We start from the raw sequence: 25,464 nt of genomic DNA on the forward strand, positions 1-25,464 counted from the left end.
ATAAGAAACTCTTTTAGGAAGTGGAGGCATTTTTGAAAGATCATCATAAGGTCTTTTTAGAAAGATCCATCAATTGCCAACCATAAAAACCGCATTGCTAAATAAGATCTTCCCGATTTCCCAAAAGCCTCTAAACAGCGGATCCTCTGCCAGATATACTACAGAGCCATTGCCTATCTCCTCTACACCAAACAACATTCCGTCTATCAATGCTTTTTTTGTCTGATTGCCGACAAAACCACTTATATAATTATCCTTTTTCAAAACACCAACATTCCATCCCGTATCCAGATAATTGTAGATCCTATTATCCATTTTCAAAGTATAATAATAATCATAAAACCCGAAACCAAGAGGATGTGTATTATCCAGATTAACTTTATAAATGGCCCCCGGTATACTATTTTGGATACTCTCCCTCTCCCTGTTCTCGTACTTTTTTAAATTAGCATAAGGACTTTTATTTTTCTCGTTCTTAGTTCCATCTTTATTAGTCAAAGAAAAGCCTTTTTTACCAGCCAGCTGATCAACAGCACTTTCCAGCGCAATGAGTTTGCCTCCGCTTTGTATCCAATTCTGAATTTTTTCACCAAAAATATCCTCGTATTTCCCATCCGGATATATCAGCACATCAAAATCATTTAAATTGATCGTTTTTATGTCCTGTGCTCTTAACACGGTTAAAGGAAATTTGATCTGTTGCTCAAAAAAGTGCCAAACCTCGCCAAATGCCAAAGAAGAAGTTTGCTCTCCGCCAACCAGCGCCACCGTAGGTCTTTTTATGAACTTTATTTTATCTGAGCCCAAATCAACCCCCTTATCTATTAAGCCTGATGTAATGGGGACTATTGTGACCCCTGCACTTTTCGCTAATTCCGTAATCACTCTTTCGAAATCACCTATACTATCGTTATTTGTGCGTGTAATAATCAATGACCCAACATTAAAATTCTTTCCGGCAATTTCAAGAGGGACCTCCGAGTATCGTACTCTGACGTTTTGTTTTAACAATTCTGATAAAAATTGCACATCCGCAACTGATCCCCAATTTGCCAAAAAGGCTACTGGTTTCTGAACCATGGAACTGACCATCGAATCCTCTGCACGTAGGGCAGATGAAAAACTGATTTTTTCTTTACTTGCGTAAGCGGTAAGTCCAAAAGCATAAGGCAGAGCCCATGCGGTTATATCATAAGTTACAGAATCGGAAACAAACGTTTTAGGCTCGAACAAAACCTTTACTAAAACAGATTTAGGCTGATATGCACTAATAACCATATCAGACTTAGCGACATTAAAATTTTCGGTTTTTCCGTTCAGATAATTAAGCCCGCGAGCGCTCTTTGAAGTACCAAATCCGTATTCAATTCCGTTCCGGGTTAAAAGAAGCTCTAAATTTTTTAACCTCCCGGAGTTATCCGCTTTTACAACATAGGCTTTATAAGGCCCCGAAGGATTTGATTTACTTTTAAAAAAATACTTTTTGAATTCAGAAACGACCTTTTCAGCATGAAAAGATGTAATCTCGATGGTTGATAATCCTGTTGCGGCATGATGATCGATCCGATCTTTTAATGTTAAAATATCCCCGACATCGGTTAACACCGAAAGTCCGGCTCTTCCGGATCCACCCTGCTCGTATGTCATGCCTATAGCCCCATTATAGGTGGGATAAGTATCGCCATAGGAAGGATATAACATGTCAAAACGCTCTTTAGTAAAGTAAAGCCAGCCTTTCTCATCGAAATAACGAGCATTGTTTTTGCCTATGGTTGTTTGAAATTCTCTTTGCCATTTTGTTATATCTTCATGAAATGGCTCAGCTGCCGGTGCGAAATAATAAGGAACATTTATTCCCTGCTCATGAAAATCCACATGAATCTGAGGGAGCCACTGATTATACAAGGTCATTCGCTGCTGTGTTTCCAATTGAGTTTGCCATGCCCAGTCGCGGTTTAAATCAAAATAATAATGGTTTGTGCGGCCGCCGGGCCAGGGTTCCATGTGTTCACGGCTGAAAGGCGTTGGATCTGCAATGGTATTACTTACTGAGGAATAAAAATTAACATATCGTTCTCTTCCGTCAGGATTTACACAAGGATCTATAATAACTACGATATTCTCCAGCCACGGTTTAGTACGACTATTATCAGGATTTACAAGGTCAAAAATAGTTTGCATGGAGGTTTCCGTGGAAACAGCCTCATTTCCATGAACATTATAACTTAACCAGATGATAGCTGGCTGACTGGCAGTGGTTTGTCCGCTCATCATCCCGCTAAGTCGCAGGTTATTTTTTCGTATTTCGTTAAGATTCTTAATGTTCTGATTATTAGACACGAACGCTACAAGCAAAGATCTGCCCTCGTAGGTTTTTCCATAGTCCTGAAGTTTTACATTCTCTGAAACAGAAGAGACATATCTGAAATATTCTATGACCCGATAATGAGGGGTGAACTTCTCCCCGAGCTTATATCCAAGAAAATTTGATGGAGAAAGAATTGGCTGAGCTACTACAAGTTTTATGCAGAAAATTAAGCAAAGCAGTAAGAAGCGTTTCTTCATTTTACTAATCTAATGCTTATAAAGGATTATTAAAAGACGTACTTTGCTTAACAATTCTATACAAATTGATATTATTGCAGAAAGACTTTTTTATGCGCATTGAAGACTTATACAGCATTTACCTACAGCATCCGGAAATATGTACCGATACAAGAAAGATTAGCACAGGCTGCCTGTTTTTTGCTTTAAAAGGTGATAATTTTGATGGAAATCAATTTGCAGAACAAGCCTTGCAAGATGGGGCTGCTTTTGTTGTAATAGATGATCCGGTTTACAATACAAGTGGAAGTACACTTTTGGTAGATGATGCATTAACAGCTCTCCAGCAACTGGCTGCATATCATAGAAAACAGCTTAAAATACCGGTTATCGGCATTACAGGCACCAACGGTAAAACAACAACCAAAGAATTGATTAAATCAGTGCTCTCTGTAAAATATAATACATACGCCACTCCAGGCAATTTGAATAATCATATTGGTGTACCTCTTACGCTTTTAGCAATTGATAATAACATTGAAATTGCTATTATCGAAATGGGAGCCAATCATCAGAAAGAGATTGAAGCACTTTGCAAAATAGCACAACCCGCATTCGGATTAATAACAAATGTAGGTAAAGGCCATTTGGAAGGTTTTGGCGGATTTGAAGGTGTCAAAAAAGGGAAAGGAGAATTATATGATTTTTTAAAAGAAACAGGAGGATTGGTCTTCCTTAACCAAAGCAATTCATATCTGGCTGAAATGGTTACCGAACGGAATGTTAAAAATCTATCATATTATAATACAAAGGAGACTTCCGGGTTAAAAGGAGAACTGGTTGAAAACGACCCGTTTCTGGTAATTGACTGGAGTTATGGTAACCATGTTCTCCGGGTAAAAACCAATTTAACCGGCCCATATAATCTTGAAAATATTCTGGCAGCTATTGCTATTGGCAAACACTTTAATTTAAGCGACAAAGAAATAAATCAGGGGATTGCCTCCTACACTCCGGGAAACAACAGATCGCAAATAACAAAAACTACCCTCAACACTTTAATTTGTGACTATTATAATGCTAATCCGAGCAGTATGATTGCCGCACTTGACAATTTTTCAGATTTAGATGCAGATAATAAAATAGTTATTCTGGGAGACATGTTTGAACTCGGTAAAGAGTCACTGGAGGAACATAAACAAATTGTTGAAAAAGCCAAAGGCATACATTCTCATGAACAAATATTTATTGGAGAAAACTTTTTCGAAAATAAAACTGCAGGCTCCAAATTTTTTAAAACAACAGATGAAGCTGTGGAGTATTTGAAAGCATATCCTATTAAACATGCTACCATATTAATTAAAGGTTCTCGTGGGATGAGAATGGAAAAACTTAGAGAGATTTTCTAGTTGAATATAAACTCTTTCTATTAAGAAGAATTGCTTAATTTAAACACTCAAATAACAGACAAATAAAAGTCATTAATTAATTAAAACAAAATACCCGATTATGGGTATTGCGCAATCGCTTCATTTCAAGTACCTTCATGCAATCTTACAACTTAACTAAATTGCATGAAAAAAATCTTTACTAAATCTTTATTTATCGTAATTCTTGCCACATTATGTTCAAGTGTTAACGCTCAAACCGACAGCGTAAAAGTTAAAGGGATGGGTAAAAATCTATTTAAGGTAAGCCTTACCTCCCTTGCGTTAAATACTTACTCTTTTACCTATGAAAGAAAAATCGCAAACAAAGTCTCGCTGGGACTCGGATTTCGTACTATGCCGGAAGGCGGGCTTCCATTGAAAAGCAATTTTGAAAGTATCATAGATGACCCGGAAACTTTTAAGCATATAGATAATTTAAGAACCGGTAACACAGCATTTACCCCCGAAATAAAATTCTATTTCGGCAAAGGTGTTTTTAGAGGATTTTATATAGCTCCGTTTGCCCGAATAGCGAAGTACACTGCAAGCCTTTCCAGTTTCGAATATGAATTAGAGGATGGCACGACTTCTAATATTCCATTAAACGGCGAATTGAAAACGCTAACAGGCGGACTTCTTTTTGGAGCTCAATGGAAGTTAAGTAAGTTAATCTATTTAGACTGGTCTATCCTCGGCCCTCAATATGGCAAATCGGAAGGGTTTCTAAAAGGAACTAAAACTCTGTCTGAAGATGAGCAAACTGCCCTAAGAGAAGAATTAGAGGACCTGGAGATCCCCTTCGTGGAAAGCACTACTACTGTAAACTCCGAGGGTGCAAGATTAGATTTCGACGGACCATGGGCAGGCGTGAGAGCTTCAATTGGCTTGGGTTTCAGATTTTAAGATTTTCAAACCGTTCACAAATAATGGTCAGCAGGTCTGGCCATTTTTTGTTTAAAGCATTAGTAAGCAATTGGCAGGTGATTTATATCTTCAAACTTTACTCCCAATATAAAGCTGTAAAAAGTAAAGAAATACATAGGTTCAGACAAGGGGCCAAATCAAAGCTTTTCTCATAAAATGGGGTAGAACCACAAGTGAATATTACTAGCTTGACAACCGGGATTTTTCACTTTTAAACCCACTAACCAACACCATTTACTTATACTTGGCGAGGATGTTAAAACACTAGTCCCTCCTGTCCAAATGATAAATATCAGGCAAACTGTTAACCGAAACATATTTAATTCTTTTAAAGAATCGTACCTGAAATCCTAAAATGACAGAAGGAATTACCCTAAAAAAGCAAAAAACTAAAAGAGTGTCAAGTATTTTTTGCCACTCCTTTAGTTGGTTTCATTAGTATAAGAAATAATATAAGTCCAAAGTACCGGGAACGTGCTATTTCTTGCCAAAAGGCATTTTCGGCATCCCTTTCATCATTTTAGCCATTTGAGCAGGATTACTAAATTGTTTCATCACCTTACGCATATCCTCAAATTGCTTAATCAGCTTGTTTACTTCCTGCAATTGATTTCCCGAACCGTTTGCAATACGGGCTCTCCGGCTTTGATTAATTGAATCAGGATTTTCACGTTCAAAAGGGGTCATGGAACGGATAATTGCTTCGATAGGTTTAAAAGCATTATCGTCAATATCCATATCTTTCACAGCTTTCCCCACGCCTGGTATCATTCCTACCAGGTCCTTCATGTTCCCCATTTTCTTAATCTGCTGAATCTGTCCAAGAAAATCATTAAAATCAAACTTGTTCTTTCGGATCTTTTTCTGAAGTTCGGCAGCTTCCTTTTCATCAAACTGTTGCTGAGCACGTTCAACAAGTGAAACCACATCACCCATCCCTAAAATACGGGAAGCCATTCTTTCCGGATAAAACACATCCAGAGCTTCCATTTTTTCACCGGTACCAATAAATTTAATTGGCTTGTTTACAACCGACTTAATAGATAATGCAGCTCCGCCCCGGGTGTCACCGTCTAGCTTGGTTAGAACCACTCCCGAAAAATCAAGACGGTCATTAAATGCTTTTGCAGTATTTACGGCATCCTGACCAGTCATTGAATCGACTACAAAAAGAATTTCATGCGGCTTGGTACTATCTTTAACAGCAGCAATTTCGTTCATCATGGCTTCATCAATTGCCAGACGTCCTGCTGTGTCAATAATCACCACATTATTTCCATTGCGTTTTGCTTCCGCAATACCTTCCTGAGCAATTCCTACAGGATCTTTGGATTCAAGGTTTACATAAACAGGCACTCCGATCTGACCACCTAAAACCTGAAGTTGATCAATAGCAGCCGGACGGTATATATCGCCTGCTACCAAAAGCGGTTTTTTCCCTTTTTTAGTTTTTAGAAAATTGGCAAGTTTCCCGCTAAAGGTGGTTTTACCTGCTCCATTTAATCCGGCGATTAAAATAATGGTTGGGTTAGCACCTGTCTCAAGCTCGGTTACAGAACCGCCCATTAATTCGGCCAGTTCATCATTCATTATTTTAGTAAGCAACTGCCCGGGCGAAACTGCGGTTAGCACATTTTGACCCAATGCCTTTTGTCTTACTTCATCGGTAAATGCTTTTGCGGTTTTATAGTTGACGTCAGCATCCAGAAGGGCTTTTCGAACTTCCTTCATGGTTTCTGCCACGTTAATTTCAGTAATTGTTCCCTGACCCTTTAGAACTTTAAATGCCCTGTCAAGTTTATCCTGTAAGTTTTCAAACATGCTTTCTCTGCTTTAAACAGCCGGCAAATTTAACGATTTTTCATATCACAAGTGATTTATTTTGGAGCATATTACACTTAAATTCAAGGTAATGCTGCAGATGTCTATCCTGATCTATCCTCTGATTAGCAGTCAGGTTTCCCCAATCCAGAAATAAGTTTAAGATGGATATTATCCGACAGAGTTAAGCGTCGTCTTTTAAACTGATTTTAATGTCCCAATTGAACAGCCTGGGGACAAAAAATTTACACTATTTGGTACTCGACGAACTCCAGGTAAATTACCTCGGAAGTTTAACCATAATGCCTAATGACAAGGCCTGACTTGCTTGAATTTTTGTGCTGGCATCATCATCATAAACTGCAATACCAGCTACAGAAACGTTCACTGATTTATTCACTTTAGCCTGAAGCGTTATATCAAGCCTTTGATCAATATTTTTCAGCTTTTCATAATTCGCAAACATTGAATACCGGCTTTTAAGATTGACATTCGTTGCTACTTCTTTTTCAAAATTTGTTACCACCTGAAAAGCCAGCTCGTTTCTGAATGTTTGTCCAGGTGTAACACCAAAGTTTTTAGGATTAGTAAGATAAAGGTCCCTATCCAGCACAAAAGTTTGCCGTGCCGTGCCAGTGCCTATTCGAAGCCAAAAAGATTTAGTAGTTTTAAATTCAAAACCAAGCGATTCTGTTAAATAACCCGGAGACATGAACCGGGAAATTAATGTTTGGATTTCATCACCATTTTTATCCTTTTTAAAAGAGTATCCTCTATCAAACTGAGATTCAAAATTTATTGAACCAAAAAAAGACCAGTGCTTAGAAAGCTTTAAGGCCACTTTGTTATCCCAATAAAGACGATCATTTGTCTTTCTCTGTAACTGTCCTTTATTCTTAAGCTTGCCAAACTGCATAATAACCTCAGTTACAAAGCTTTTGTCATCTTTGGTATAGTCCGCTTTAAAATTAGACTGGGCTCCAAAAGCAATCGAATTTACACCGCCACCCCTCCAGTTATCACTGAAAGTAGCCTGATTCATGTTTATACCAAAAGCCGTCCAGTTTTTCCAATAGTTAATTTTTAATTTTAAATCTGATTCGGGGATTTGAATGGGTAATATTTGCAATACAGGCCTTCTAACCGGCAGAATATTTCTTTTAGGATATTCCTTTAAGTTACTTAACTCACTTGTATCAACCACTGCTTGCTGAGAGAAAGCTGTAACTGAACAAAAAGCAAAATAAGAAAAGATCAGAATACGCAACATTAAAGCAAAGAAACTTAAAAATCTCCTATGATAAAAATTGATTGACACCTCTGCTGTAACATTTTATTACAAAAAATTAATCCAGGCCCAAAATTTTCGTTCAGCCAGGTAATTCTCATTAGCTTCCCTGGAATATGCTTCCTTTTCAAAAACTATATTTAAATATGCTTGATTGTGGTTCAGGAACTTTATCAGGTTATAAAAATAGTGCAGCAGGTAAAAAATATAAAAACCAATTAATAGCAATTCGAGCTGTTGCTGCAAATGGATTTTTTCATGGTTTATAAATTTTTTGTGCTCCTTAAAATTTAACTTTTTGATTATGATAAAGGGAAAAAGAGCCATGCCGGCTACCGGCAGATAAGGAAAATAAATTACCGGAAATTTCATTGTCCCCGTGTCGGATTTAGAGGTGGAAGCCTATAAGCATCTGGCTGCTTTTTATAACGTTGATAAGAAGACTTAATAAAATCAATCAATGCATAATCATTTGCATCTAACGCAAAATTGTATGAGGGCCTGTATTGCTCCATAAAATCGCGTAAATTATCATTCGACAATCCGGTTACACTATTCACCAATCTCGCAGAATAACGGTAATTAATTAACTGATCGCGATAGTCGCGCTCAATGATTTTTTGCAGATACCTCGCATTCTTTCCCTCTTTACTTAAGATGCTCCAAAGTGCATCAATGCCCAAACCAGCACCGCCCGTCCCATTTGCCCCGCCTATCTGAAGAATATCTTTTGTATTACCTTTCCGGTAAGCATCTTTGAATTCTTCCTTAGTCCGGTTTAATTTATCGTTTGGATTTAAGGTCGTGTCTCTTACTGTTACTTCGTTAAGAAGGATGCTATTCCGCTTTAAATAGAAAATTATTGCCGATTGCGACTGAACGCTAATAGTATCTACCACGTAACCAGGAACCGCCGCAATTAAAACGTCACCCACAGAAGCTGTTGTCGTAAACTCCCCTTTGGTATTATTGTAAAAGCCTTTATGGGTATTGGTATTGTAAATATATACTCTTGAGAGCCGTTGTTTAGTATCAACATCAAATACAATACCTTGAACGGGTCTACTCTGAGAGTAAAGCTTAAAGGCCGTGGAAATAACTAAAATACCGAGTAATATTATACGTTTCAAGCCTTAAAGCTAATTTTTTATTAGAATGACATCCTAATTTTAACACATATTAACTTATTTCGAAACAAGTAATAGCTGGCCTAGTTTTACTTCAGTGCTTTGCAGGGAATTTAAAATTTTAACATCTTCAACCGATATCCCAAAACGGCGGCTGATAGAAACTAATGTATCACCTGATTTCACTTCATAAATCTTCATAGCAAGAGCTCCCTTTTCAGCCCCCTCGGCTTGCTTAGTGGGTTCTTCTTTCACTATTTCAGCTAAAACTTTTTCTTCCCGCCGAACCTGTGCAATCATTGTGCTTTCTGCTCTGTCAAACTGATCTAATTCATACCGCTGAATCAAATCAATTAATAGGTCAGCATATTTTGGATTGGTCGCATATCCTGCTCGTTTTAAACCATATGCCCAGCCCTTATAATCATTTCTGTCAAGAAGAAATAACGAAGAATATCTTGTACGTTTCAGAAATTCAGAGTGATCGCGATAAGACTGTTCCGCATTTTCATAAACTCTGAAACATTCGCCTGCAGAATCATCATCCTTTAGAATAGTTGGACCGGTCCAGTTCACATTACACTTGATTCCAAAATGATTATTAGCTTCGGTTGCGAGAATACTGTTTCCACTGGCAGATTCAAGCAAACCCTGCGCCAGAGTTATACTGGCAGGTATTCCGCTTTTAATCATTTCCTCTATGGCAATAGACTTAAATCGCTCAATGTATTCTAAAGAAGTCAGGCTTTTGGAAAGGGTATTGGATTTGAATACTTTAACTGGTGCTTTAACGGGCTTGTGGGTTTCTCTTTTAGCTATTACCGGCTTTGTAGCTGTACAAGCTATCGAAAACACCGCACAAAATGTAAAAATAAATACTTTCATTAATTTTCTATAAATACAACTGTTGTCCAATCGTTAATATGTTTGATTTTAATTCGTTCTTTTCTTTGATCGCTCCAACCGTAGTCTGAAAGCGTTTTGCTATAAGTTGCAGAGTATCACCCTTTTTAACGGAATAAACCATCGGTTGGTTACTCCTATTATCATTTGCTAAAATTGTTCTTTGTGGATTTAAGATCATAGGGCTCACCGGACCATCATACTCATATAGCTTATAGGCTTTTATAATAGCCATTACCTGAGTGGCCCAGGTTCCGCTGGCGGCATACCCGCCTCTGTGTATTCCATAAACCCAGCTTTTATAATCGTCGACTGGATATTTGCTAAAAAGACTCGAGAATCTCTTTTTCAATAAATTAGCAAAGTCTGTATAAGAAGCATCGACATTTTCATAGCCCTTATAAGCCGACTTAATAGGCTTGGGACCACTGCTTCCTTTCATCCCGAAATGATTGTTTAGATATTTAGCTATCTTACTATTTCCACTGGCAGATTCATGGATAGCAACCCCTAGAACGATACTGGCCGGAACCCCGTACTGATTCATTGTACGTATTGCCGCTTCATTGTATAATTCAATATATTTTTTTGCTGCCGACTGTGCCGATACTGTTATGTTAAAACATAAAACCGACAAGAAAATGATTAGTACTTTTTTAATCATAGTTTTACAGTTTACGGATTATAAATAAACCATCCCGTACCGGCAGAATTAATTTCTCTGTACGCTGGTCGTTACTTACTTTTTCATTAAAACTTCGGATAGCTTCAGTGTCTTTATCTGTAGCTCCTGAAATTATTTTACCACTCCATAGCACATTATCTACTATAATAAGGCCCCCTTTTTTTACCTTCTCAAAAACTAAATCGTAATAAGATCCATTGTTCTTTTTATCCGCATCGATAAATACAATATCAAAAATTTCATCCAAGCCGGGAATAACAGTCATGGCATTCCCTATGTGGTACTCAATTTTAGTACTGAAACGTGAAGAATCAAAGTATTGTTGTACGCGTTCCTCAAGTTCTGCATTTATATCTATGGTATGAATGATCCCGTCTTCTGTCAGACCTTCTGCCAGGCAAAGCGTAGCGTAACCGGTATAAGTACCAATTTCAAGAATTCGGGAAGGAGAAATGATTTTACTTAGAAAACTCAGGACACGACCCTGGTAATGCCCTGAAAGCATTCTTGGCATAGGTACCTTTAAATGCGTTTCACGGTTTATATATCTGAGCAATTCCGGTTCGGATTGGCAATGATGCTCAAGATAGATCTGCAGTCCCTCAGTAAGCAGTTCCATGACTGCAAATATAAGGTTTTTGATTTTTTTTCAAGCATTTACTTCCTAAAGCTATGTAGATCAACCATATACTGGCTCCTGAGCGCTTGTAAAGCAATAAATATCCTCAATTACTTTTCTTTTCCAGGTAAGATTGAAGGATTATAGTTGCTGAAATAGTATCGATTCTCTCTTTATTCTGCCTGTCTGTTTTTTTAAAACCACTTTGCGCTACAGTGGCTGATGCCATTTTTGAGGTGAACCTTTCATCAATAGATTCAATTTTGATTTCAGGAAAATTCCTTTTTAAAATTGTAACAAAGCCTTTGACATGTTGTGCCGACTGTGAGGGACTCCCATCCATCTGTTTTGGATCGCCCACCACAAAGCATTCGATTTGTTCGGTTAACAGGTATTTTTTTATAAACTCAATTACATCTTTAGGATGAATAGTGGTAAGGCCAGTTGCAATAATTTGCAGGGGATCAGTAACAGCCACACCAATTCTTTTGTTTCCGTAATCAAAAGCCATTATTCGTGCCATCAGGGAAGAATTTTCGTATTTTATTGTTCTAAATTTTACTAAAGAGGGCTTCGTCGTTTTGACATTTGAGACATTAGATATGAGAACTGAATAATGCCAAAACCTAATTTCTCAAATCTAGTACCTCCTGTCTGTATATTCAAATCTTTTTAACCGATTAATTCTCAATCTCAAATCTCAAATCTTTACTAAAGCACCAAAATCTCAAATCTCAAATCTTAAATCTCACATCTAATTACTATTTTGCACCTTATGCAGTTTTCTGAAATTGTAGGGCAACAGGAAGTAAAGCAACATCTGATTCAATCCGTAATTGAAAACCGGGTGAGCCATGCCCAGTTATTTTTATCGCCGGAAGGCTCTGGCGGTTTAGCTCTTGCCCTGGCCTATGCCCAGTTTTTATCCTGTGAGAACCGATTGCCGGATGATAGCTGCGGAGAATGTTCATCCTGCAGAAAGTATAACAAACTCATTCATCCTGATCTTCATTTTTCTTATCCGTTTTTCGCAAAACATAAAGAAGACACTTCGTTAACATTTATTGAAGAATGGAGGGATGCGTTTCTGACTAATCCGTATTTAAATCTTGACGAATGGCGCAGCCAGCTTGATGCGGAAAATAAACAGGCAAATATTAACATTGCAGAATGTCACCAGATCATCAAAAAGCTGAGCATGAAGCAATTTGAGGCTGAGTATAAAGTGTTAATCATGTGGCTACCCGAGCATCTTGACAAAGCGGGGAACTCATTACTTAAATTAATAGAGGAGCCCCCCCAAAAAACCTTATTCCTGTTGGTAGCTCAGAACCAGGATCAAATATTAAACACCATTTTATCAAGGACACAACTAATAAAAATCCATCGTTTATCCGATAAAGACGTAACTGAATTTCTCATTAATAAGGGATTTACTGATGATCAGGCTATCAGAATTGCGTATCTAAGTGAAGGAAACCTGCAAACTGCTTTAACTTTAAGTAAAGAAGAAAACAATAATAACTTCGGCATTTTTTCTGATTGGCTAAGAACCTGTTTCACAAATAAAGGGCTTCAGGCCATAGAGTTTTCGGAGAACGCTGCACGATTTGGAAGAGAAAACCAAAAGAATCTGCTCAAATATGGCATGAAACTTTTGCGTGAAGTGATGATGATTTTATCAGGAGCAGATAAACTTGTGCATCTTCCTGGCAATGAAAAGGAATTTGTTGTTAACTTTAGCAAAACCTTAAACCTGGCAAAAGCCGAAGCAATAATTAACGAGCTTGAAAAAGCACACTATCATATAGAGAGGAATGCCAATCCTAAAATTTTATTTTTAGATGTATCTTTGCAATTTATAAAAATCTTAAAGTTTAATACGCTCCCTAAGGGGACTCAACATATATATAACTAAATGGGATGTGGTTCATGTTCAACAGGCGGCGGATGTACGCCTGCCGGCTGCAAAAGTAATGGCACCTGCCTTACGAATGGTTGCAGCAAATTAGATGTTTACGACTGGCTGTCTAATATGGATATGCCGGCTAATTATAAAGCTTTCAACATTGTAGAAATAAAATTTAAAGGCTCGCGTAAAGATTTTTATATCAATCACGAGAACTTATATGTTGAAAACGGAGATCTTGTGGTTACTGAAACCGCAACAGGAGGGTATGACGTTGGCCATATTTCCTTAACAGGTGAGCTTGTACGTATGCAGATAAAAAAGAAGCATATGCGCCTTGATGATATCACCAAAAAGATTATTCGCCGTGCTACCCCTGCTGACGTTGATAAATGGAAAGCAGCTAAAGATCTGGAGTGGGAGACCATGCATAAGGCCAGAACTCTGGCAATCGCACTGGGATTATCCATGAAATTAAGCGACGTGGATTACCAGGGTGATAAAACAAAGGCCACTTTTTATTACACTGCCGAAGGGCGGGTAGATTTCAGGGAACTGATTAAAAAGATGGCAGAAACTTTCCGTATCCGGATTGAAATGCGCCAGATCGGAATGCGCCAGGAGGCCAGTCGACTGGGTGGAATAGGTTCCTGCGGTCGCGAATTATGCTGTTCTACCTGGCTTACCGATTTCAAAACAGTATCTACTTCTGCAGCACGTTACCAGAATCTATCGCTTAACACCCTCAAACTTGCGGGTCAATGCGGCAAGTTAAAGTGCTGTCTTAATTACGAACTGGATACTTACATGGATGCTCTAAAAGACATTCCGGATGAAGTAGAACGTTTGGAAACATTGAAAGGAACAGCCAGACTTCAGAAAACTGATATTTTCAAACGGCTGATGTGGTTCAGTTATCCTAAAGAAGAGAACTGGATTCCTATTGAAATAAGCCGTGTAAAAGAAATTCAAAAATTAAATAAAGAGGGTATAAAGCCTGAGGATCTAAGAGATGAAGCTGTAGAATTACAGACAGCATCAGTGGCTAAGGTTCTCGATTATGAGAATGTAGTTGGACAGGATAGCATCACTCGTTTAGACGAAAGAAAGAGTGGCAATAAAAAGAAAAAGAAACGCAACACCAATAAAAGCCGTCCGCAACCAGAAAACGCTGTAGCATCTGCAAAAGTTCCGGATGTCGCTATAAAAGAATTGGCAGTTAAGCCGACAGAAGGGGCACCTGTTCAGCGACAACCTAATCCTCAGAATAAAAATCGAAACCGTAACCGGAGGTTTAATAACAACAAGCCTAAGCCCAATGAATAAAACAATCAATACTTTCAGAATTTTTATCATAATTCTGTTTACCGTTTTTTTTGCTGGATGTGCAGAAAACGCGGTTATTGATACCAACAAGGAAATTAGTAACAGCAACTGGAGTTATATTAAAAAGGTATCTATCCCTGTAAAAATTGATGATGTTAATACAACTTACAATCTTTACATGAACCTGCGCCATACAGCTGATTATAAGTATTCTAACATATTCGTATTAATTCATCAGGTGAATCCGGGAGGGAAGAAAACCACCGAGCGAAAGGAATTTCAATTGGCCTATCCGGATGGTGAATGGCTTGGAAGCGGCTCTGGGAATCTATATTCGCATCAGCTAATATTCAGAGAAAAATATAAATTCCCATTTCCCGGAACATATATTTTCGAGCTTGAACAGAATATGAGGGATAACCCTTTGCGAGAGATCAGAGATGTGGGATTGCGGGTAGAACCAGCGCCTTAAATCTTTAGTTTTTCCAGCTTAGAGACTTAATCATTACATCAATATCCCGGCCTATAAACTCCAATACGGGTTGAATAGAATCCTGCCTTGGTTCTTCATTAAAATAAAGAGCGCCGCGAAGGTAGTTTTTAGAACTATCTGTAAGGAAAAATTGGATTGCTGAGGCCGTATTGCCTTTTATAGCATAGTAAGTTCCGAAAACTTTGCTATCCGGATATGAGATCTGGGCTTCGTTTATTGCTGTTGCTTTCACCGTATGCTTGAAGGCAAAAGCTCTCGAATCTTCAACTAATTCATTAAAGATTTTTCCAGAGGTGACAGGATGATAACTCAAATGCAATCTGGCATTAAATTGAGGGTAAGAAATGTTCAACCAGCAGGGCTGGGCATTCTTTGAACTATCAGGGAACACTAAAGCATACACCGGATAATCAAAGGTATAGTTACAATCAGACTGATAAGTTTGGTAGCTCTTTTCAGGAAACTCTATTTTAAAATATCCTCTGGGTTTTGGAGTATAATCACCTCCGCTGAAACATCCTGAAATAAGGAAAGTCAAAAGTGATATTAAGAGAACCGATCTCATCTAGCTGTTCCAAATCTCCCAGGCTTTTTCGGCCTGCAAATGAAGCATTTCCTCTCCGTTTTTTATAGCGGCGCCTTTCGTTTTCCCACGTTTTAAAAATTCCGTTTCCGAGGGATTATACACAAGGTCGTAAAGTAAGTGCCTGTCGGTAAGGAATTCGTAAGGAATATCAGGACAAGAGCCAATATCCGGAAAAGTTCCCAGCGGAGTAGTATTAACTATAACCGTATAATCCTTCATCAGAGACTGAGTTATCTGGGCATAGCTGATTTGTTTCCGTACGGATCTTCTTGAAACAATTTTAAAATCGATATCCAGCTTATCCAATACGTATGCTACTGCTCTGGATCCACCACCAGTTCCTAATATCAAAGCTTTACTATGGTGTTTCTTCAGCAAAGGTTTTAGAGACGCCTCAAATGCATATGCATCAGTATTGTGACCCTCAAGCCTCACTTTCTTAGTCAGAAATTCACCGGTAAAAAATGATTCAACAGGCTTCTGCTTAATTACTTTTATACAGTTTACCGCATCAATAGCCTTTGCATCAGGCGTGACTTTGTCCAGGTAATACATTATCCCTATTTTATGCGGAATTGTAACATTTAAGCCACATAAATCAGAATTCGATTCTATTAATCCCTCAACATCCCTTATATTTTCCATCGGAAACAACTCATAAGTACAGTCGGTTAAACCTTCACGTTCGAATTTCTCTGTAAAATATTTCTTCGAAAATGAATGTCCCAAGGGATATCCTATCAACCCAAACTTTCTCATATCCTCCTGCTGATAAGATTATTTTATGTTAAGAAAATGATTAAATGTATCACCACGCAAACCTAAACGTATTGTTTCCAATGGTATTACTTCGGCGGGGGCTATGTTTCCAAGGTTAACATTGGCTCCTATTAGCTTAATAAACCATACTTGCTGATCCTTCTGAGGCGCCTCCCAAATTATTTTTTCCTCCGGGATCTGTGTCAAAATTTCATCAACTAATCCTTCCCGAACTTCTCCTGAATCCCGATAAATTCCAACATTACCGCCCTCTCTGGATTCTGCGATAAGTTTCCAGGAGCCTGCTTCAAGTTCAGCATTCATCAGTTTTATCCATTTATAAGGCGCAAAAATCTTTTGGGCATCCTTTGAACCAACTTCAGAAATAACGGTAACCTGCTCGCTTAACTTCCGGATATATTCACACTTAACATCGTGCGGAATATCTATGGATCCGTCAGAAACTTCTGCATATTTCATTCCATATTTATCCAGTGTGCGACGGTAATCATCGAATTGATTACGAATTATGAATGCTTCAAACAATGTTCCGCCAAAATAAACCGGAACATTCGCATCATTATATACTTTTAGTTTATCAACAAGGTTCGGCGTAACGAAGGAAGTTGACCAACCTAATTTTACTATGTCGGCATGTGGACCACCAACTTCTAAAAAATCTTCAACCTCCCTAATGCTCAATCCTTTGTCCATTACCATAGTAATGCCATTATCACGAGGTTTCAGGGTACGTTCAGGAATATCATTTAAATCGTAATTCATATTAATCGCAAAAAAAATCCAATACTGGATTTGCGCCCAAAGGTATTGGATTTCTTTTATACTTTAAAGATCTTATCAGAGCAAATACTTATTAATCACATCTACAATTATTTTGTTGTTCTGCAATTGGGGTAAATACTCAAATAAGATTTCGTGCTTTGAGGGGTCAATCTTCAGGGCCAATTCGAGAAAATTCAATGCTTCATTTGTTTGCCCGTCAGCAAATAAGTAGGCAACCATTCTGTAATAGAGCTCTGCAGCTTCAGGATTATTCTTAATAGCATCCGAAATAGTTTCTATTGCACCGCTAAGCTTATTTTGTTCGTACAATATCGATGAAAAATCCAGCCATGCTTCAACATCCAGGGGGTTAAACTCGATTACTTTTTCATACGCCTTTTCCGATTCTTCAAGTTTACCTAATTTATAATGAGCATCTGCTATGGCGAACCAGTAGTCCGGATTTTTATCATCAATGGCCAGGGCCTTTTTGTAAAAATGTAAAGCTTCAAAATTGCGGTCTTCGAAATCCAGGGTAACTCCAATTCCAAACCAGGCATCAGCAAGTTTTGGATCCAGCTTAACAGCTTTTTTGTAATAGGAGCGGGCTTCTTCCATCTGCTCGAGCTTTTCGTAACATTCACCAATGGCACAATAAGTATCGGCATTAGGCGGTTCATACTCAAATGTTTGTTTATACACCTCAATAGCTTCAACAAACTTATCCAGATGTACAAGGCAATTTCCTTTGTTAAAATAAGCAGAAGAAAAGTTTTCCTTTATCAGGATAGCGTAATCGTAAGCGTCGATGCCTTTCTCATACAGTCCCATTTTATGATAGGCATTTCCTAAATTATACCAGGCTGCATACGAATAGGGTTCTGTATCAATATATTGATTATAGAACTGAATACTTTCTTCCTGTTTGTCCAAAACATCATAACAGAACGCGAGCTCGTACAAGGCATCCTGATTCTCCATGTTCTGCTCCAGGCACTTTTTCAGGTAAGAAATAGCCTTATCATACTCGCCTATATTTTGATGTACCAGTGCAATTTGAAGCAATATATCATCCGTGCTTTCAGCTAACTCAAGAGCTTTCTGGTAGTTCTCCAGAGCTTCTTCATGTCTTTCAAGCGCTTCATAAATATTTCCACGGATAATATAAATATCAGCTTCAGAAGGCTCCAGGGTCTCGGCCTTTCTTAATGCTTCAAAAGCACTATCCAGCTGGTTTGTGACCACAAAAAGCTGAGCTTGTTTAATAAAAAATACTGCTGCAAAAGGATGTTGATTTACCGCGTATTCTACAACTTGAAGCGCTTTTATCGGATCATTTTTTTCTATGTAATAATCGATGATGTTTTCAAAAGCCTGCGCATCAAAAAAATACTGATCCTGATTACGGATCATTTCCTCATATCTCTCTACTGAAAATTTTGGATCTTCAGAGAACTCAAATTCGAAATCGTCTTCCATTCAATAAAAATTAAGAACACTCCCTGCGACCAGGTATAAATAGAACCAAAAAACTTACCGACAGTTTTTTAACCTCTATTAAATTACTTTTAAATATGATTTCTGTATTATATTAATTTTCAACATATCCTCACTTAAATGATAATTATTGAGCCAATACCGCTGTAACGATATTTTTTAAGTGAATAAATTTTCTAATACCCGGTGTGTGTTGTGATTAAACTAAATATACAAAAAGTTAGCCAATAATTATTCTTAAGTATATTTGGACAATATGACACCAGCAGAAATTAATTTCAAATGGAAAGAATTGCAGGAAAAACTTGCGAAAGATTTTGATTCGGATAAACCTGATATCAAAGTAATACTGTTTCTAATTGGTGTGCAGGAGCTTGGGAAGGGGCCCAGAAAATTTTCGAAACGTCAGAAAGAGGAGCTGATGCATATTGCAAACTGCCGATTATTTAGTGATTTAGGCTTCTATGAATTGGAAGGCCTGGATCAGGATGGCTGGCCACATTGGAAATTAGTTAAAGCTATTCCCAGTTATACTCTCTTAGAACAAGAGATGCTATTGAAATCTCTCATTATTAACTATTTTGAAGAAAATACCTGATCCTTTAATTATACGTTAGATAGATTTAATAATGATGAAGCATACCCATAAAATTCTCTTCCTGGTTCTTTTTTTGTCTGCCAGTTTAACATATGCTGCCAAGCCAAAAACGTATTATGTCCGTATTAAATCGACTTATGGAGAATCACTTATACGACTGTACAATGAAACACCAAAGCATAGAGATAATTTTGTAAAACTTGTAAAGAGCGGCTTTTATAACGGCACATTATATCACCGGGTAATTAAAGATTTTATGATTCAGGGTGGTGACCCGGATTCAAAAAAAGCAAAACCGGGAGAAATGCTCGGAAACGGCAGTTTGCCGTACACTATTCCGGCAGAATTTAACTTAGAATTATATCATAAGAAGGGTGCCTTAGCAGCTGCCAGAGATGAGAATCCACAAAAAGCGAGTAGTTCTACCCAGTTTTATCTTGTTCAGGGAAAGGCCTACACTGATGATGAATTAAACAGAATAGAGGAAATGAGATTACAGGGAAAGAAGATTCCTGCCTCACACAGACAAGTTTATAAATCTTTGGGCGGAACACCTCATCTTGATCAAAGCTATACTGTTTTCGGCGAAATTGTTAAAGGCATCGAACAGGTCGATCTTGTTGCCTCTCTAAAAACTGACGCGGTTAGCCGGCCTTTTGAGGATGTGCGTATAAAAATGACCCTCCTAAAAAAGAAAGAAATAAAAAAGCTTGAAAAAGAATTGCTCACAACCTCTTTTAAAAACAAGCTAATCATGAGTTCTAAATAGCAAAACCATCATGAGCCTGCACTCGCGATAAAACTCATGATAGATTTATAGCCATTTAAAGACAAATATATTCTGATGAAAATTGTAACTTATAATGTAAACGGTATTCGTTCTGCATTTACCAAAAACTGGTCGTTATGGCTGCAGGCGGTGAATGCAGATGTTGTATGTCTTCAGGAAATTAAAGCGAATCAGGAACAATTGCCAGAAATATTGGTACTGATTGAGCAATTAGGATATGAGCATTATTGGTACCCCGCCCAGAAAAAGGGCTACAGCGGCACTGCCATTCTTACAAAAAAAACGCCCCTAAAAGTTGAATACGGGTGTGGCCATTGTGATTACGATTTTGAGGGACGAATGGTGCGCGCAGATTTTGACGACTTTTCGGTAATGAGTACTTACTTCCCGTCAGGATCAAGCGGCGAACTCAGACAGGAATTTAAATACCGTTTTCTGGACGATTTTCAACAATATATTGATAAATTAAAAGGGGAGCATCCAAGAATGGTTATCTCTGGCGACTATAATATCTGCCATAAACCCATAGACATCCATAATCCGAGATCCAACGCAAATTCTTCCGGCTTTTTACCAGCAGAAAGAGAGTGGATGGAAAATTTTGTGAATACCGGATTTATTGATTCGTTCAGGCATTTTAATGAGGATCCCCATAATTACACCTGGTGGAGCTACAGAGCCGGCGCCCGAAAGAAAAACCTGGGATGGCGCATTGATTATAATATGGTTTCTAAAGAACTTGAAACTAGCATAAAACGATCTGCTATTTTATGCGACGCCGTTCATTCAGATCATTGCCCGGTTTTATTGGAGTTGGATATTTAACTTACTTGATTAACGCAGACAGCGTTTAGAACGCGGTCTGCATTGCCAGGGATCAAGAAAACATAAATCCTTCAAAACAAATCCATCTGTTTTCCGCCAGTTGGCATAAAATACTTAAATTCCAATGAAGGCATCGATCTCCCTCCTAGAAACCTATTCACAGAAATTTTAAAAAGCTGATGTATACTCTCTGCAATTTTTCCATCTCCCCGCATTCTTCGTCCCCAGTTACTGTCATTTAATTTCCCTCCGTGACATTCAGCAATGGCATGTAAAACCTTCTCTGCTCTATCGGGATAAGCTTTATAAATCCAGTCGGTAAATATCTCGGCAATAGACCCATTTAACCGTATTAAAGTAAACATAGCAGCTAAGGCACCTTCATTTGCTGCAGCATTAATTAAAGAAGGGATTTCGTCGCTATTTAAACCCGGAACAATCGGAGCAATCATTAATCTAACAGGTATTCCTGCTGAAGACAATTTATTGATAACCGTTAAACGACTTTTTGCGGTAACGGTACGCGGTTCCATTTTTTGTCTGAGACTTTCATTCAATGAATTGATTGTAATTGCCACGTGCACAAGATTTAATTTTGCTAAATCCTGTAAAATATCAATATCTCTAACCACCAGATTATTTTTACTAATAATACTCACCGGATGTTTATATTTTAAAAACACCTCGAGGAGTGACCGGGTTATTTTAAGCTTGCGCTCAATAGGCTGATAGCAATCCGTATTGCCCGATAACATTATTGTCTGTGGTTCATAGCCGCTTTTATTAAAGAATTTCTCGAGTAATTCAGCAGCGTTGCGTTTTACGATTATTTTGCGTTCAAAATCCAAACCTGCGCTAAAACCCCAGTACTCATGAGCATTTCGAGCATAGCAATATAAACATCCATGTTCACATCCCTGATAAGGATTTATTGAATGCATAAATGATAAATCCGGGCTGTTAGAGACACTAACAATAGATTTAGGAAACTCTTCAAAGATTTGAGTATTTACATTTTCATGCATTTGCTCATCCAATCCTTCAATATGCTCGGTTATATACCTCTGTTTTTGGAATTTATTATGCGTATTGATTTGCGCCCCGCGTCCTTTAAAATATTCACTGTTCTCTTCAAATGGCATATACAAAAATGCTAATTATTTTAGCATTTTTAAAATTCTAATTATACAATTTAAAGCTTTTAGTGAAAATCTATAGAGATCTGTCAGCAAATCTTAATTGACACCTATTTTGTTAATTCCTGCCGCTTAACTGGCCTGCCCCCGGACGTTATTTTAATATATTTTCAGCTCTAATTAATTTCAGTTTCCTTAAATACACCTAATTCTCTCTTGGCTTTTACTAAAGCCGAACCAATCACCTGGTGCATATCATAATATCTGTACTCGGCCAATCGCCCCCCAAAAATCACATTTAATTCTCCTTTTGCCAAATCCTGATACTTTTTAACGATTGCTGAGTTATTATCATCATTCACAGGATAATACGGCTCCAAGCCCTTTGACCCCTGTAGGGGATATTCTTTAGTTATTACCGTTTTTGGCTGGTTGCCGAATTCAAAATGTTTATGCTCATATACCCGGTTGTAGGGCGTTTCTGCATCCGTATAATTAAAGACAGCATTCCCTTGATAATTTTCCTGATCTAAGGTCTCCACTTCAAATCTCAGGCTTCGGTATTCAAGTTCACCGAACTGGTATCCAAAATATTCATCAATTTTTCCGGTAAACACAATTTTATGAGCCATATTGCTAAAGCTATCCCGGTCAGCAAAAAAGTCGGTATTTAAACGAACTTCTACACCTTTTAATAACCCTTCAACAATTTTGTTATATCCGCCAACCGGGATTCCCTGATATTTATCGTTAAAATAGTTATTATCATAAGTAAATCGAACGGGCAGTCGTTTAATAATAAACGCCGGTAGTTCAGTAGCTTTTCTTCCCCATTGTTTTTCCGTATAATGTTTAATTAACTTTTCATATATATCCGGACCAACAAGTTTTAAAGCCTGCTCCTCCATGTTTTTAGGCTCCGTAATTCCAAGATCCTGAATTTGTTCCGCTATTTTCTGCTTAGCTTCCTCAGGAGTTTTGGTGCCCCACAGGCGGTAAAATGTATTCATATTAAAAGGAAGATTGTACAACTCTCCTTTATAATTTGCCACCGGTGAGTTTGTATACCTGTTGAACTCGGTAAATTGGTTTACATAGTCCCATATTTCTTTGTCGTTTGTATGGAAGATATGGGCTCCATACCAATGGACGTTTATACCTTCCATTTCTTTACAGTAAACATTGCCTCCGGCATGTTCACGTTTATCAATTACCAGGCATTTTTTCCCGGCTTTGGTTGCTTCATGTGCAAAAACGGCCCCGAAAAGTCCGGAGCCTACAATTAGGTAGTCGTATGGGGTGGTCATTCGATTAGATAGCGTTAATTTTAAGATTGATTTAGGTAACCACAGAAAAACGGTAAATTGCGGGGATTGTTTGAGGAGTAATTAAGTACTCATTCATTTCCGTAGTTCACGTAGTTCATAACGACCCTATAAATAATGCGACGCTGAACAGAATGGTTAAAATTGTATAGGAATTTAAAAAGAACTTTATATATGATAAAGAAACTAAAAAGCTATCTAAAAAAAAACCGACATAATACCTCTGTTAAAATAAATATTGACAACTACACCCTAATCGCTCCAGCAACCCACAAAATTGAATTTTACCTAAATAAGTTCAAACACTATTCAAGAAACCTCGGCCGGATCGCGAAATATATCGAAGCAAAATACACTACCTATAGCATATTGGATATCGGTGCTAATATTGGGGATTCCGTAGCATTGTTGCGATCGGCAGGGGTCTTACAAACTGTTCATGCTGTAGAAGGAGAGCCATCGTACTATGAGATTCTTGAGCAGAATATTACACAATTTTCAGATTGTGTAGCTTACAACTGCTTTCTAGGAGAACACACTCAGCAGGAACAACTTAATATTTCTGCCGATGAGGGTACAGCAACACTACGTACAGACAGTAAGAAGTTAATTGATGTAGAAAAGCTGGATGATTTTATTCAGCATCATAGCTTAACTAATGTAAAACTACTGAAAATAGATACTGATGGATTTGATCTAAAAATATTAAGAGGTTCTTTTAGTTACCTTAGGCAATTAAAACCTGTGCTTTTTTTTGAATATGATGCATCTTACATAGAAGAGCAAGGAGATGACGCCATAAAAATATTTGATGATCTCGCTAAATTGGGCTATAAGAAAATATTATACTATGATAATTTTGGCAAATTTTTGCTGTCAATTACCACAAAGGATACATTAACGATCAATCAGTTATATGATTACCTACCAAAAGGAGAAAGCGCCTTTTTTTACTACGATCTCTGTATATTTCATGAAGATGACGATAATCTGGCTGACGAGGTTATTCAGAAAGAGATGACATTTTTCACCGCTGAAAAATAGCCGATCTAATGCATCGCATTACAATATTTTATTACGGAGGACCAAACTTCTTCCACACCCACATTTGATATGCAAGGAAAAGGTTCAGAATCACTAGTTATATAATCACAACTCCAATTACAATTATAGCAGGGCATCTCCGAAAAAATGCATATTGGCTTACTTGCGAAGTACTCAGGGTAAGGTAGAAAACGTTTAAAGTGGCCGCCTCCAACTATCGCTACCACGGGAGTATCAGCGGCTATAGCAATATGCACCGCATTCGTGTCGTTGGTTATTACAAAACATGAGCTTGCTATTAAATCTACAAAGTCCTTGAGAGAGGTAGCACCGGCTTTGTTTTTTATTCTTGGAGATATATTACTTCTAATTATATCCTCCGCTATGGGAACTTCCAATACGCCACCTCCTATTATGATTTGTTCATTGGTATTTAATAAAATACGATTAATGATTTCAATGAATTTATCCTTTTCCCAGTTCTTCTTCGCTGTACTTGATCCAGGAAATATTAATATGCCTTCTCGCTTCTTTTTATTTACAGGCACAGTAGGCTTTGCAAATGATAGCTCTGATCCTAGCAACCTCTCAAAAAAGTAGTGATTGAGTTCTGTTTCATGAACCAGGCTTACTGGTAAATTTATTAGGCTAGAGTAGAACTTATCCGTCTTACGTTTATATTTAGGGTCAAGTTCGCCGAAACTATTGTAAGCTACTGACTCTTTTCCCGCGGCAAATCCACACACCGCATTTCCCATTAAAGTACGTGAATATGTAGATTGGATAACTACCTCATATTTTCTAGTAAACAACCTCCTCGCAAAATTAATTATTGTTAAAGGCTTTTCATAAAGCTTTTCAGGATCTATAAAGAAAAATTTGGATACAAATTGTGAATCATATTCCATTGCTAAATCTTTCCATTTACTATTCCCAACTAGTTCTAGATCGTAAGAACTATACTTTTCCGATCTTTTTAATAGTTCTAAATAATTTCGAAATAAAATGTAATCACCAATTGCATCCAGCTTTACGACTAACAATCGCTTCCG

25 protein-coding genes are annotated in these 25,464 nt (G+C 37.7%); 10 read left to right on the forward strand and 15 right to left on the reverse strand.

The features are described from left to right. Nucleotides 1-69: 69 nt before the first annotated feature. Complete coding sequence (locus WG906_RS11810) at nucleotides 70-2,565, reverse strand: M14 metallopeptidase family protein (RefSeq protein ID WP_339992826.1); 2,496 nt, start codon at nucleotides 2,563-2,565, stop codon at nucleotides 70-72. Between the two features lie 92 nt (nucleotides 2,566-2,657). On the opposite strand from WG906_RS11810, the gene WG906_RS11815 reads away from it, so the two are divergent. Both WG906_RS11815 and WG906_RS11820 read left to right on the forward strand, forming a co-directional pair. Then, nucleotides 2,658-3,953 (forward strand): UDP-N-acetylmuramoyl-tripeptide--D-alanyl-D-alanine ligase, encoded by a 1,296-nt coding sequence (locus tag WG906_RS11815; protein WP_339992827.1) that lies wholly within the window; start codon nucleotides 2,658-2,660, stop codon nucleotides 3,951-3,953. Nucleotides 3,954-4,118: 165 nt separating this feature from the next. Then, nucleotides 4,119-4,877 (forward strand): DUF3575 domain-containing protein, encoded by a 759-nt coding sequence (locus WG906_RS11820; protein WP_339992828.1) that lies wholly within the window; start codon nucleotides 4,119-4,121, stop codon nucleotides 4,875-4,877. Nucleotides 4,878-5,375: 498 nt separating this feature from the next. On the opposite strand, the gene ffh is transcribed toward WG906_RS11820, so the two are convergent. Both ffh and WG906_RS11830 read right to left on the reverse strand, forming a co-directional pair. Next, entirely contained in the window at nucleotides 5,376-6,719 is a 1,344-nt protein-coding gene (gene ffh, locus WG906_RS11825) for a signal recognition particle protein (RefSeq protein ID WP_339992829.1), read from the reverse strand. Between the two features lie 280 nt (nucleotides 6,720-6,999). Beyond that, nucleotides 7,000-7,989: a DUF3078 domain-containing protein gene (locus WG906_RS11830; RefSeq protein WP_339992831.1), complete on the reverse strand. Its 990-nt coding sequence runs from the start codon at nucleotides 7,987-7,989 to the stop codon at nucleotides 7,000-7,002. Between the two features lie 164 nt (nucleotides 7,990-8,153). On the opposite strand from WG906_RS11830, the gene WG906_RS11835 reads away from it, so the two are divergent. Further along, nucleotides 8,154-8,276, forward strand: a complete 123-nt coding sequence (locus WG906_RS11835) for a hypothetical protein (protein WP_339992832.1) — start codon at nucleotides 8,154-8,156, stop codon at nucleotides 8,274-8,276. Between the two features lie 99 nt (nucleotides 8,277-8,375). Here the strand turns inward: WG906_RS11835 and WG906_RS11840 are convergent, their stop codons facing one another. The 5 genes from WG906_RS11840 to ruvX form a co-directional block, all read right to left on the reverse strand. After that, nucleotides 8,376-9,137: a peptidase associated/transthyretin-like domain-containing protein gene (locus WG906_RS11840; RefSeq protein ID WP_339992833.1), complete on the reverse strand. Its 762-nt coding sequence runs from the start codon at nucleotides 9,135-9,137 to the stop codon at nucleotides 8,376-8,378. Nucleotides 9,138-9,191: 54 nt separating this feature from the next. Further along, on the reverse strand, nucleotides 9,192-10,019 hold the full coding sequence (locus tag WG906_RS11845) for a glucosaminidase domain-containing protein (protein WP_339992835.1): 828 nt from the start codon (nucleotides 10,017-10,019) through the stop codon (nucleotides 9,192-9,194). A 7-nt stretch (nucleotides 10,020-10,026) separates the two neighbouring features. Continuing rightward, the gene (locus WG906_RS11850; RefSeq protein ID WP_339992837.1) at nucleotides 10,027-10,701 is read right to left on the reverse strand and encodes a glucosaminidase domain and LysM peptidoglycan-binding domain-containing protein; all 675 of its coding nucleotides are present in this window, start codon (nucleotides 10,699-10,701) and stop codon (nucleotides 10,027-10,029) included. A 4-nt stretch (nucleotides 10,702-10,705) separates the two neighbouring features. Then, complete coding sequence (locus WG906_RS11855; protein WP_339992838.1) at nucleotides 10,706-11,341, reverse strand: O-methyltransferase; 636 nt, start codon at nucleotides 11,339-11,341, stop codon at nucleotides 10,706-10,708. Nucleotides 11,342-11,447: 106 nt separating this feature from the next. After that, nucleotides 11,448-11,864 (reverse strand): Holliday junction resolvase RuvX, encoded by a 417-nt coding sequence (gene ruvX / locus WG906_RS11860; RefSeq protein ID WP_339992839.1) that lies wholly within the window; start codon nucleotides 11,862-11,864, stop codon nucleotides 11,448-11,450. Between the two features lie 252 nt (nucleotides 11,865-12,116). On the opposite strand from ruvX, the gene WG906_RS11865 reads away from it, so the two are divergent. Genes WG906_RS11865 through WG906_RS11875 form a run of 3 tightly spaced genes read left to right on the forward strand, consistent with a single transcriptional unit; the run spans nucleotide 12,117 to nucleotide 15,048 of the window. After that, nucleotides 12,117-13,259 (forward strand): DNA polymerase III subunit, encoded by a 1,143-nt coding sequence (locus tag WG906_RS11865; protein WP_339992840.1) that lies wholly within the window; start codon nucleotides 12,117-12,119, stop codon nucleotides 13,257-13,259. Continuing rightward, nucleotides 13,260-14,576: a PSP1 domain-containing protein gene (locus WG906_RS11870; protein WP_339992841.1), complete on the forward strand. Its 1,317-nt coding sequence runs from the start codon at nucleotides 13,260-13,262 to the stop codon at nucleotides 14,574-14,576. Then, nucleotides 14,569-15,048: a gliding motility lipoprotein GldH gene (locus WG906_RS11875; protein ID WP_339992842.1), complete on the forward strand. Its 480-nt coding sequence runs from the start codon at nucleotides 14,569-14,571 to the stop codon at nucleotides 15,046-15,048. The genes WG906_RS11870 and WG906_RS11875 overlap by 8 nt, the downstream gene beginning before the upstream one ends. A 4-nt stretch (nucleotides 15,049-15,052) precedes the next feature. On the opposite strand, the gene gldD is transcribed toward WG906_RS11875, so the two are convergent. The 4 genes from gldD to WG906_RS11895 all read right to left on the reverse strand — a co-directional run bounded on the left by gldD (nucleotide 15,053) and on the right by WG906_RS11895 (nucleotide 18,676). Continuing rightward, nucleotides 15,053-15,634, reverse strand: a complete 582-nt coding sequence (gene gldD / locus WG906_RS11880; RefSeq protein ID WP_489737895.1) for a gliding motility lipoprotein GldD — start codon at nucleotides 15,632-15,634, stop codon at nucleotides 15,053-15,055. Then, entirely contained in the window at nucleotides 15,635-16,414 is a 780-nt protein-coding gene (locus WG906_RS11885) for a shikimate dehydrogenase family protein (RefSeq protein ID WP_339992844.1), read from the reverse strand. A gap of 18 nt (nucleotides 16,415-16,432) precedes the next feature. Next, nucleotides 16,433-17,197 carry a phosphosulfolactate synthase gene (locus WG906_RS11890; protein ID WP_339992845.1) on the reverse strand — a complete coding sequence of 255 codons (765 nt, stop codon included), beginning with the start codon at nucleotides 17,195-17,197 and terminating at the stop codon, nucleotides 16,433-16,435. 75 nt (nucleotides 17,198-17,272) lie between these two features. Further along, nucleotides 17,273-18,676: a tetratricopeptide repeat protein gene (locus WG906_RS11895; RefSeq protein WP_339992846.1), complete on the reverse strand. Its 1,404-nt coding sequence runs from the start codon at nucleotides 18,674-18,676 to the stop codon at nucleotides 17,273-17,275. 274 nt (nucleotides 18,677-18,950) lie between these two features. Here WG906_RS11895 and WG906_RS11900 point away from each other — a divergent pair, with 274 nt between their 5' ends. The 3 genes from WG906_RS11900 (at nucleotide 18,951) to WG906_RS11910 (ending at nucleotide 20,907) form a co-directional block, all read left to right on the forward strand. Next, complete coding sequence (locus tag WG906_RS11900) at nucleotides 18,951-19,292, forward strand: hypothetical protein (RefSeq protein ID WP_339992847.1); 342 nt, start codon at nucleotides 18,951-18,953, stop codon at nucleotides 19,290-19,292. Between the two features lie 31 nt (nucleotides 19,293-19,323). Further along, nucleotides 19,324-20,061, forward strand: coding sequence for a peptidylprolyl isomerase (locus WG906_RS11905; protein WP_339992848.1), 738 nt, complete (start codon nucleotides 19,324-19,326; stop codon nucleotides 20,059-20,061). A gap of 75 nt (nucleotides 20,062-20,136) precedes the next feature. Further along, a complete protein-coding gene (locus WG906_RS11910) occupies nucleotides 20,137-20,907 on the forward strand; it encodes an exodeoxyribonuclease III (RefSeq protein ID WP_339992850.1) in 771 nt (256 codons plus the stop codon). A 71-nt stretch (nucleotides 20,908-20,978) separates the two neighbouring features. Here WG906_RS11910 and WG906_RS11915 read toward each other — a convergent pair whose 3' ends face one another. Both WG906_RS11915 and glf read right to left on the reverse strand, forming a co-directional pair. Further along, entirely contained in the window at nucleotides 20,979-22,049 is a 1,071-nt protein-coding gene (locus WG906_RS11915; RefSeq protein WP_339992851.1) for a PA0069 family radical SAM protein, read from the reverse strand. A 170-nt stretch (nucleotides 22,050-22,219) separates the two neighbouring features. Beyond that, a complete protein-coding gene (gene glf / locus WG906_RS11920; RefSeq protein WP_339992852.1) occupies nucleotides 22,220-23,350 on the reverse strand; it encodes a UDP-galactopyranose mutase in 1,131 nt (376 codons plus the stop codon). A 192-nt stretch (nucleotides 23,351-23,542) separates the two neighbouring features. Between glf and WG906_RS11925 the strand changes: the two genes are divergently transcribed. After that, the gene (locus WG906_RS11925; protein WP_339992853.1) at nucleotides 23,543-24,412 is read left to right on the forward strand and encodes an FkbM family methyltransferase; all 870 of its coding nucleotides are present in this window, start codon (nucleotides 23,543-23,545) and stop codon (nucleotides 24,410-24,412) included. Between the two features lie 5 nt (nucleotides 24,413-24,417). On the opposite strand, the gene WG906_RS11930 is transcribed toward WG906_RS11925, so the two are convergent. Continuing rightward, nucleotides 24,418-25,455, reverse strand: coding sequence for a glycosyltransferase family 9 protein (locus WG906_RS11930; RefSeq protein ID WP_339992854.1), 1,038 nt, complete (start codon nucleotides 25,453-25,455; stop codon nucleotides 24,418-24,420). Between the last annotated feature and the right edge of the window lie 9 nt (nucleotides 25,456-25,464).

The sequence above is a fragment of the Pedobacter superstes genome (assembly GCF_037622515.1).
Taxonomy (GTDB): domain Bacteria; phylum Bacteroidota; class Bacteroidia; order Sphingobacteriales; family Sphingobacteriaceae; genus Paradesertivirga; species Paradesertivirga superstes.

Bases quoted from the DNA above. Each gene is read 5' to 3' on its own strand.
- WG906_RS11810 (WP_339992826.1), bottom strand. From the start codon at position 2,565: ATGAAGAAACGCTTCTTACTGCTTTGCTTAATTTTCTGCATAAAACTT.
- WG906_RS11815 (WP_339992827.1), top strand. From the start codon at position 2,658: ATGCGCATTGAAGACTTATACAGCATTTACCTACAGCATCCGGAAATA.
- WG906_RS11820 (WP_339992828.1), top strand. From the start codon at position 4,119: ATGAAAAAAATCTTTACTAAATCTTTATTTATCGTAATTCTTGCCACA.
- ffh (WP_339992829.1), bottom strand. From the start codon at position 6,719: ATGTTTGAAAACTTACAGGATAAACTTGACAGGGCATTTAAAGTTCTA.
- WG906_RS11830 (WP_339992831.1), bottom strand. From the start codon at position 7,989: ATGTTGCGTATTCTGATCTTTTCTTATTTTGCTTTTTGTTCAGTTACA.
- WG906_RS11835 (WP_339992832.1), top strand. From the start codon at position 8,154: ATGCTTGATTGTGGTTCAGGAACTTTATCAGGTTATAAAAATAGTGCA.
- WG906_RS11845 (WP_339992835.1), bottom strand. From the start codon at position 10,019: ATGAAAGTATTTATTTTTACATTTTGTGCGGTGTTTTCGATAGCTTGT.
- WG906_RS11850 (WP_339992837.1), bottom strand. From the start codon at position 10,701: ATGATTAAAAAAGTACTAATCATTTTCTTGTCGGTTTTATGTTTTAAC.
- WG906_RS11855 (WP_339992838.1), bottom strand. From the start codon at position 11,341: ATGGAACTGCTTACTGAGGGACTGCAGATCTATCTTGAGCATCATTGC.
- ruvX (WP_339992839.1), bottom strand. From the start codon at position 11,864: ATGGCACGAATAATGGCTTTTGATTACGGAAACAAAAGAATTGGTGTG.
- WG906_RS11865 (WP_339992840.1), top strand. From the start codon at position 12,117: ATGCAGTTTTCTGAAATTGTAGGGCAACAGGAAGTAAAGCAACATCTG.
- WG906_RS11870 (WP_339992841.1), top strand. From the start codon at position 13,260: ATGGGATGTGGTTCATGTTCAACAGGCGGCGGATGTACGCCTGCCGGC.
- WG906_RS11875 (WP_339992842.1), top strand. From the start codon at position 14,569: ATGAATAAAACAATCAATACTTTCAGAATTTTTATCATAATTCTGTTT.
- gldD (WP_489737895.1), bottom strand. From the start codon at position 15,634: ATGAGATCGGTTCTCTTAATATCACTTTTGACTTTCCTTATTTCAGGA.
- WG906_RS11885 (WP_339992844.1), bottom strand. From the start codon at position 16,414: ATGAGAAAGTTTGGGTTGATAGGATATCCCTTGGGACATTCATTTTCG.
- WG906_RS11890 (WP_339992845.1), bottom strand. From the start codon at position 17,197: ATGAATTACGATTTAAATGATATTCCTGAACGTACCCTGAAACCTCGT.
- WG906_RS11895 (WP_339992846.1), bottom strand. From the start codon at position 18,676: ATGGAAGACGATTTCGAATTTGAGTTCTCTGAAGATCCAAAATTTTCA.
- WG906_RS11900 (WP_339992847.1), top strand. From the start codon at position 18,951: ATGACACCAGCAGAAATTAATTTCAAATGGAAAGAATTGCAGGAAAAA.
- WG906_RS11905 (WP_339992848.1), top strand. From the start codon at position 19,324: ATGATGAAGCATACCCATAAAATTCTCTTCCTGGTTCTTTTTTTGTCT.
- WG906_RS11910 (WP_339992850.1), top strand. From the start codon at position 20,137: ATGAAAATTGTAACTTATAATGTAAACGGTATTCGTTCTGCATTTACC.
- WG906_RS11915 (WP_339992851.1), bottom strand. From the start codon at position 22,049: ATGCCATTTGAAGAGAACAGTGAATATTTTAAAGGACGCGGGGCGCAA.
- glf (WP_339992852.1), bottom strand. From the start codon at position 23,350: ATGACCACCCCATACGACTACCTAATTGTAGGCTCCGGACTTTTCGGG.
- WG906_RS11925 (WP_339992853.1), top strand. From the start codon at position 23,543: ATGATAAAGAAACTAAAAAGCTATCTAAAAAAAAACCGACATAATACC.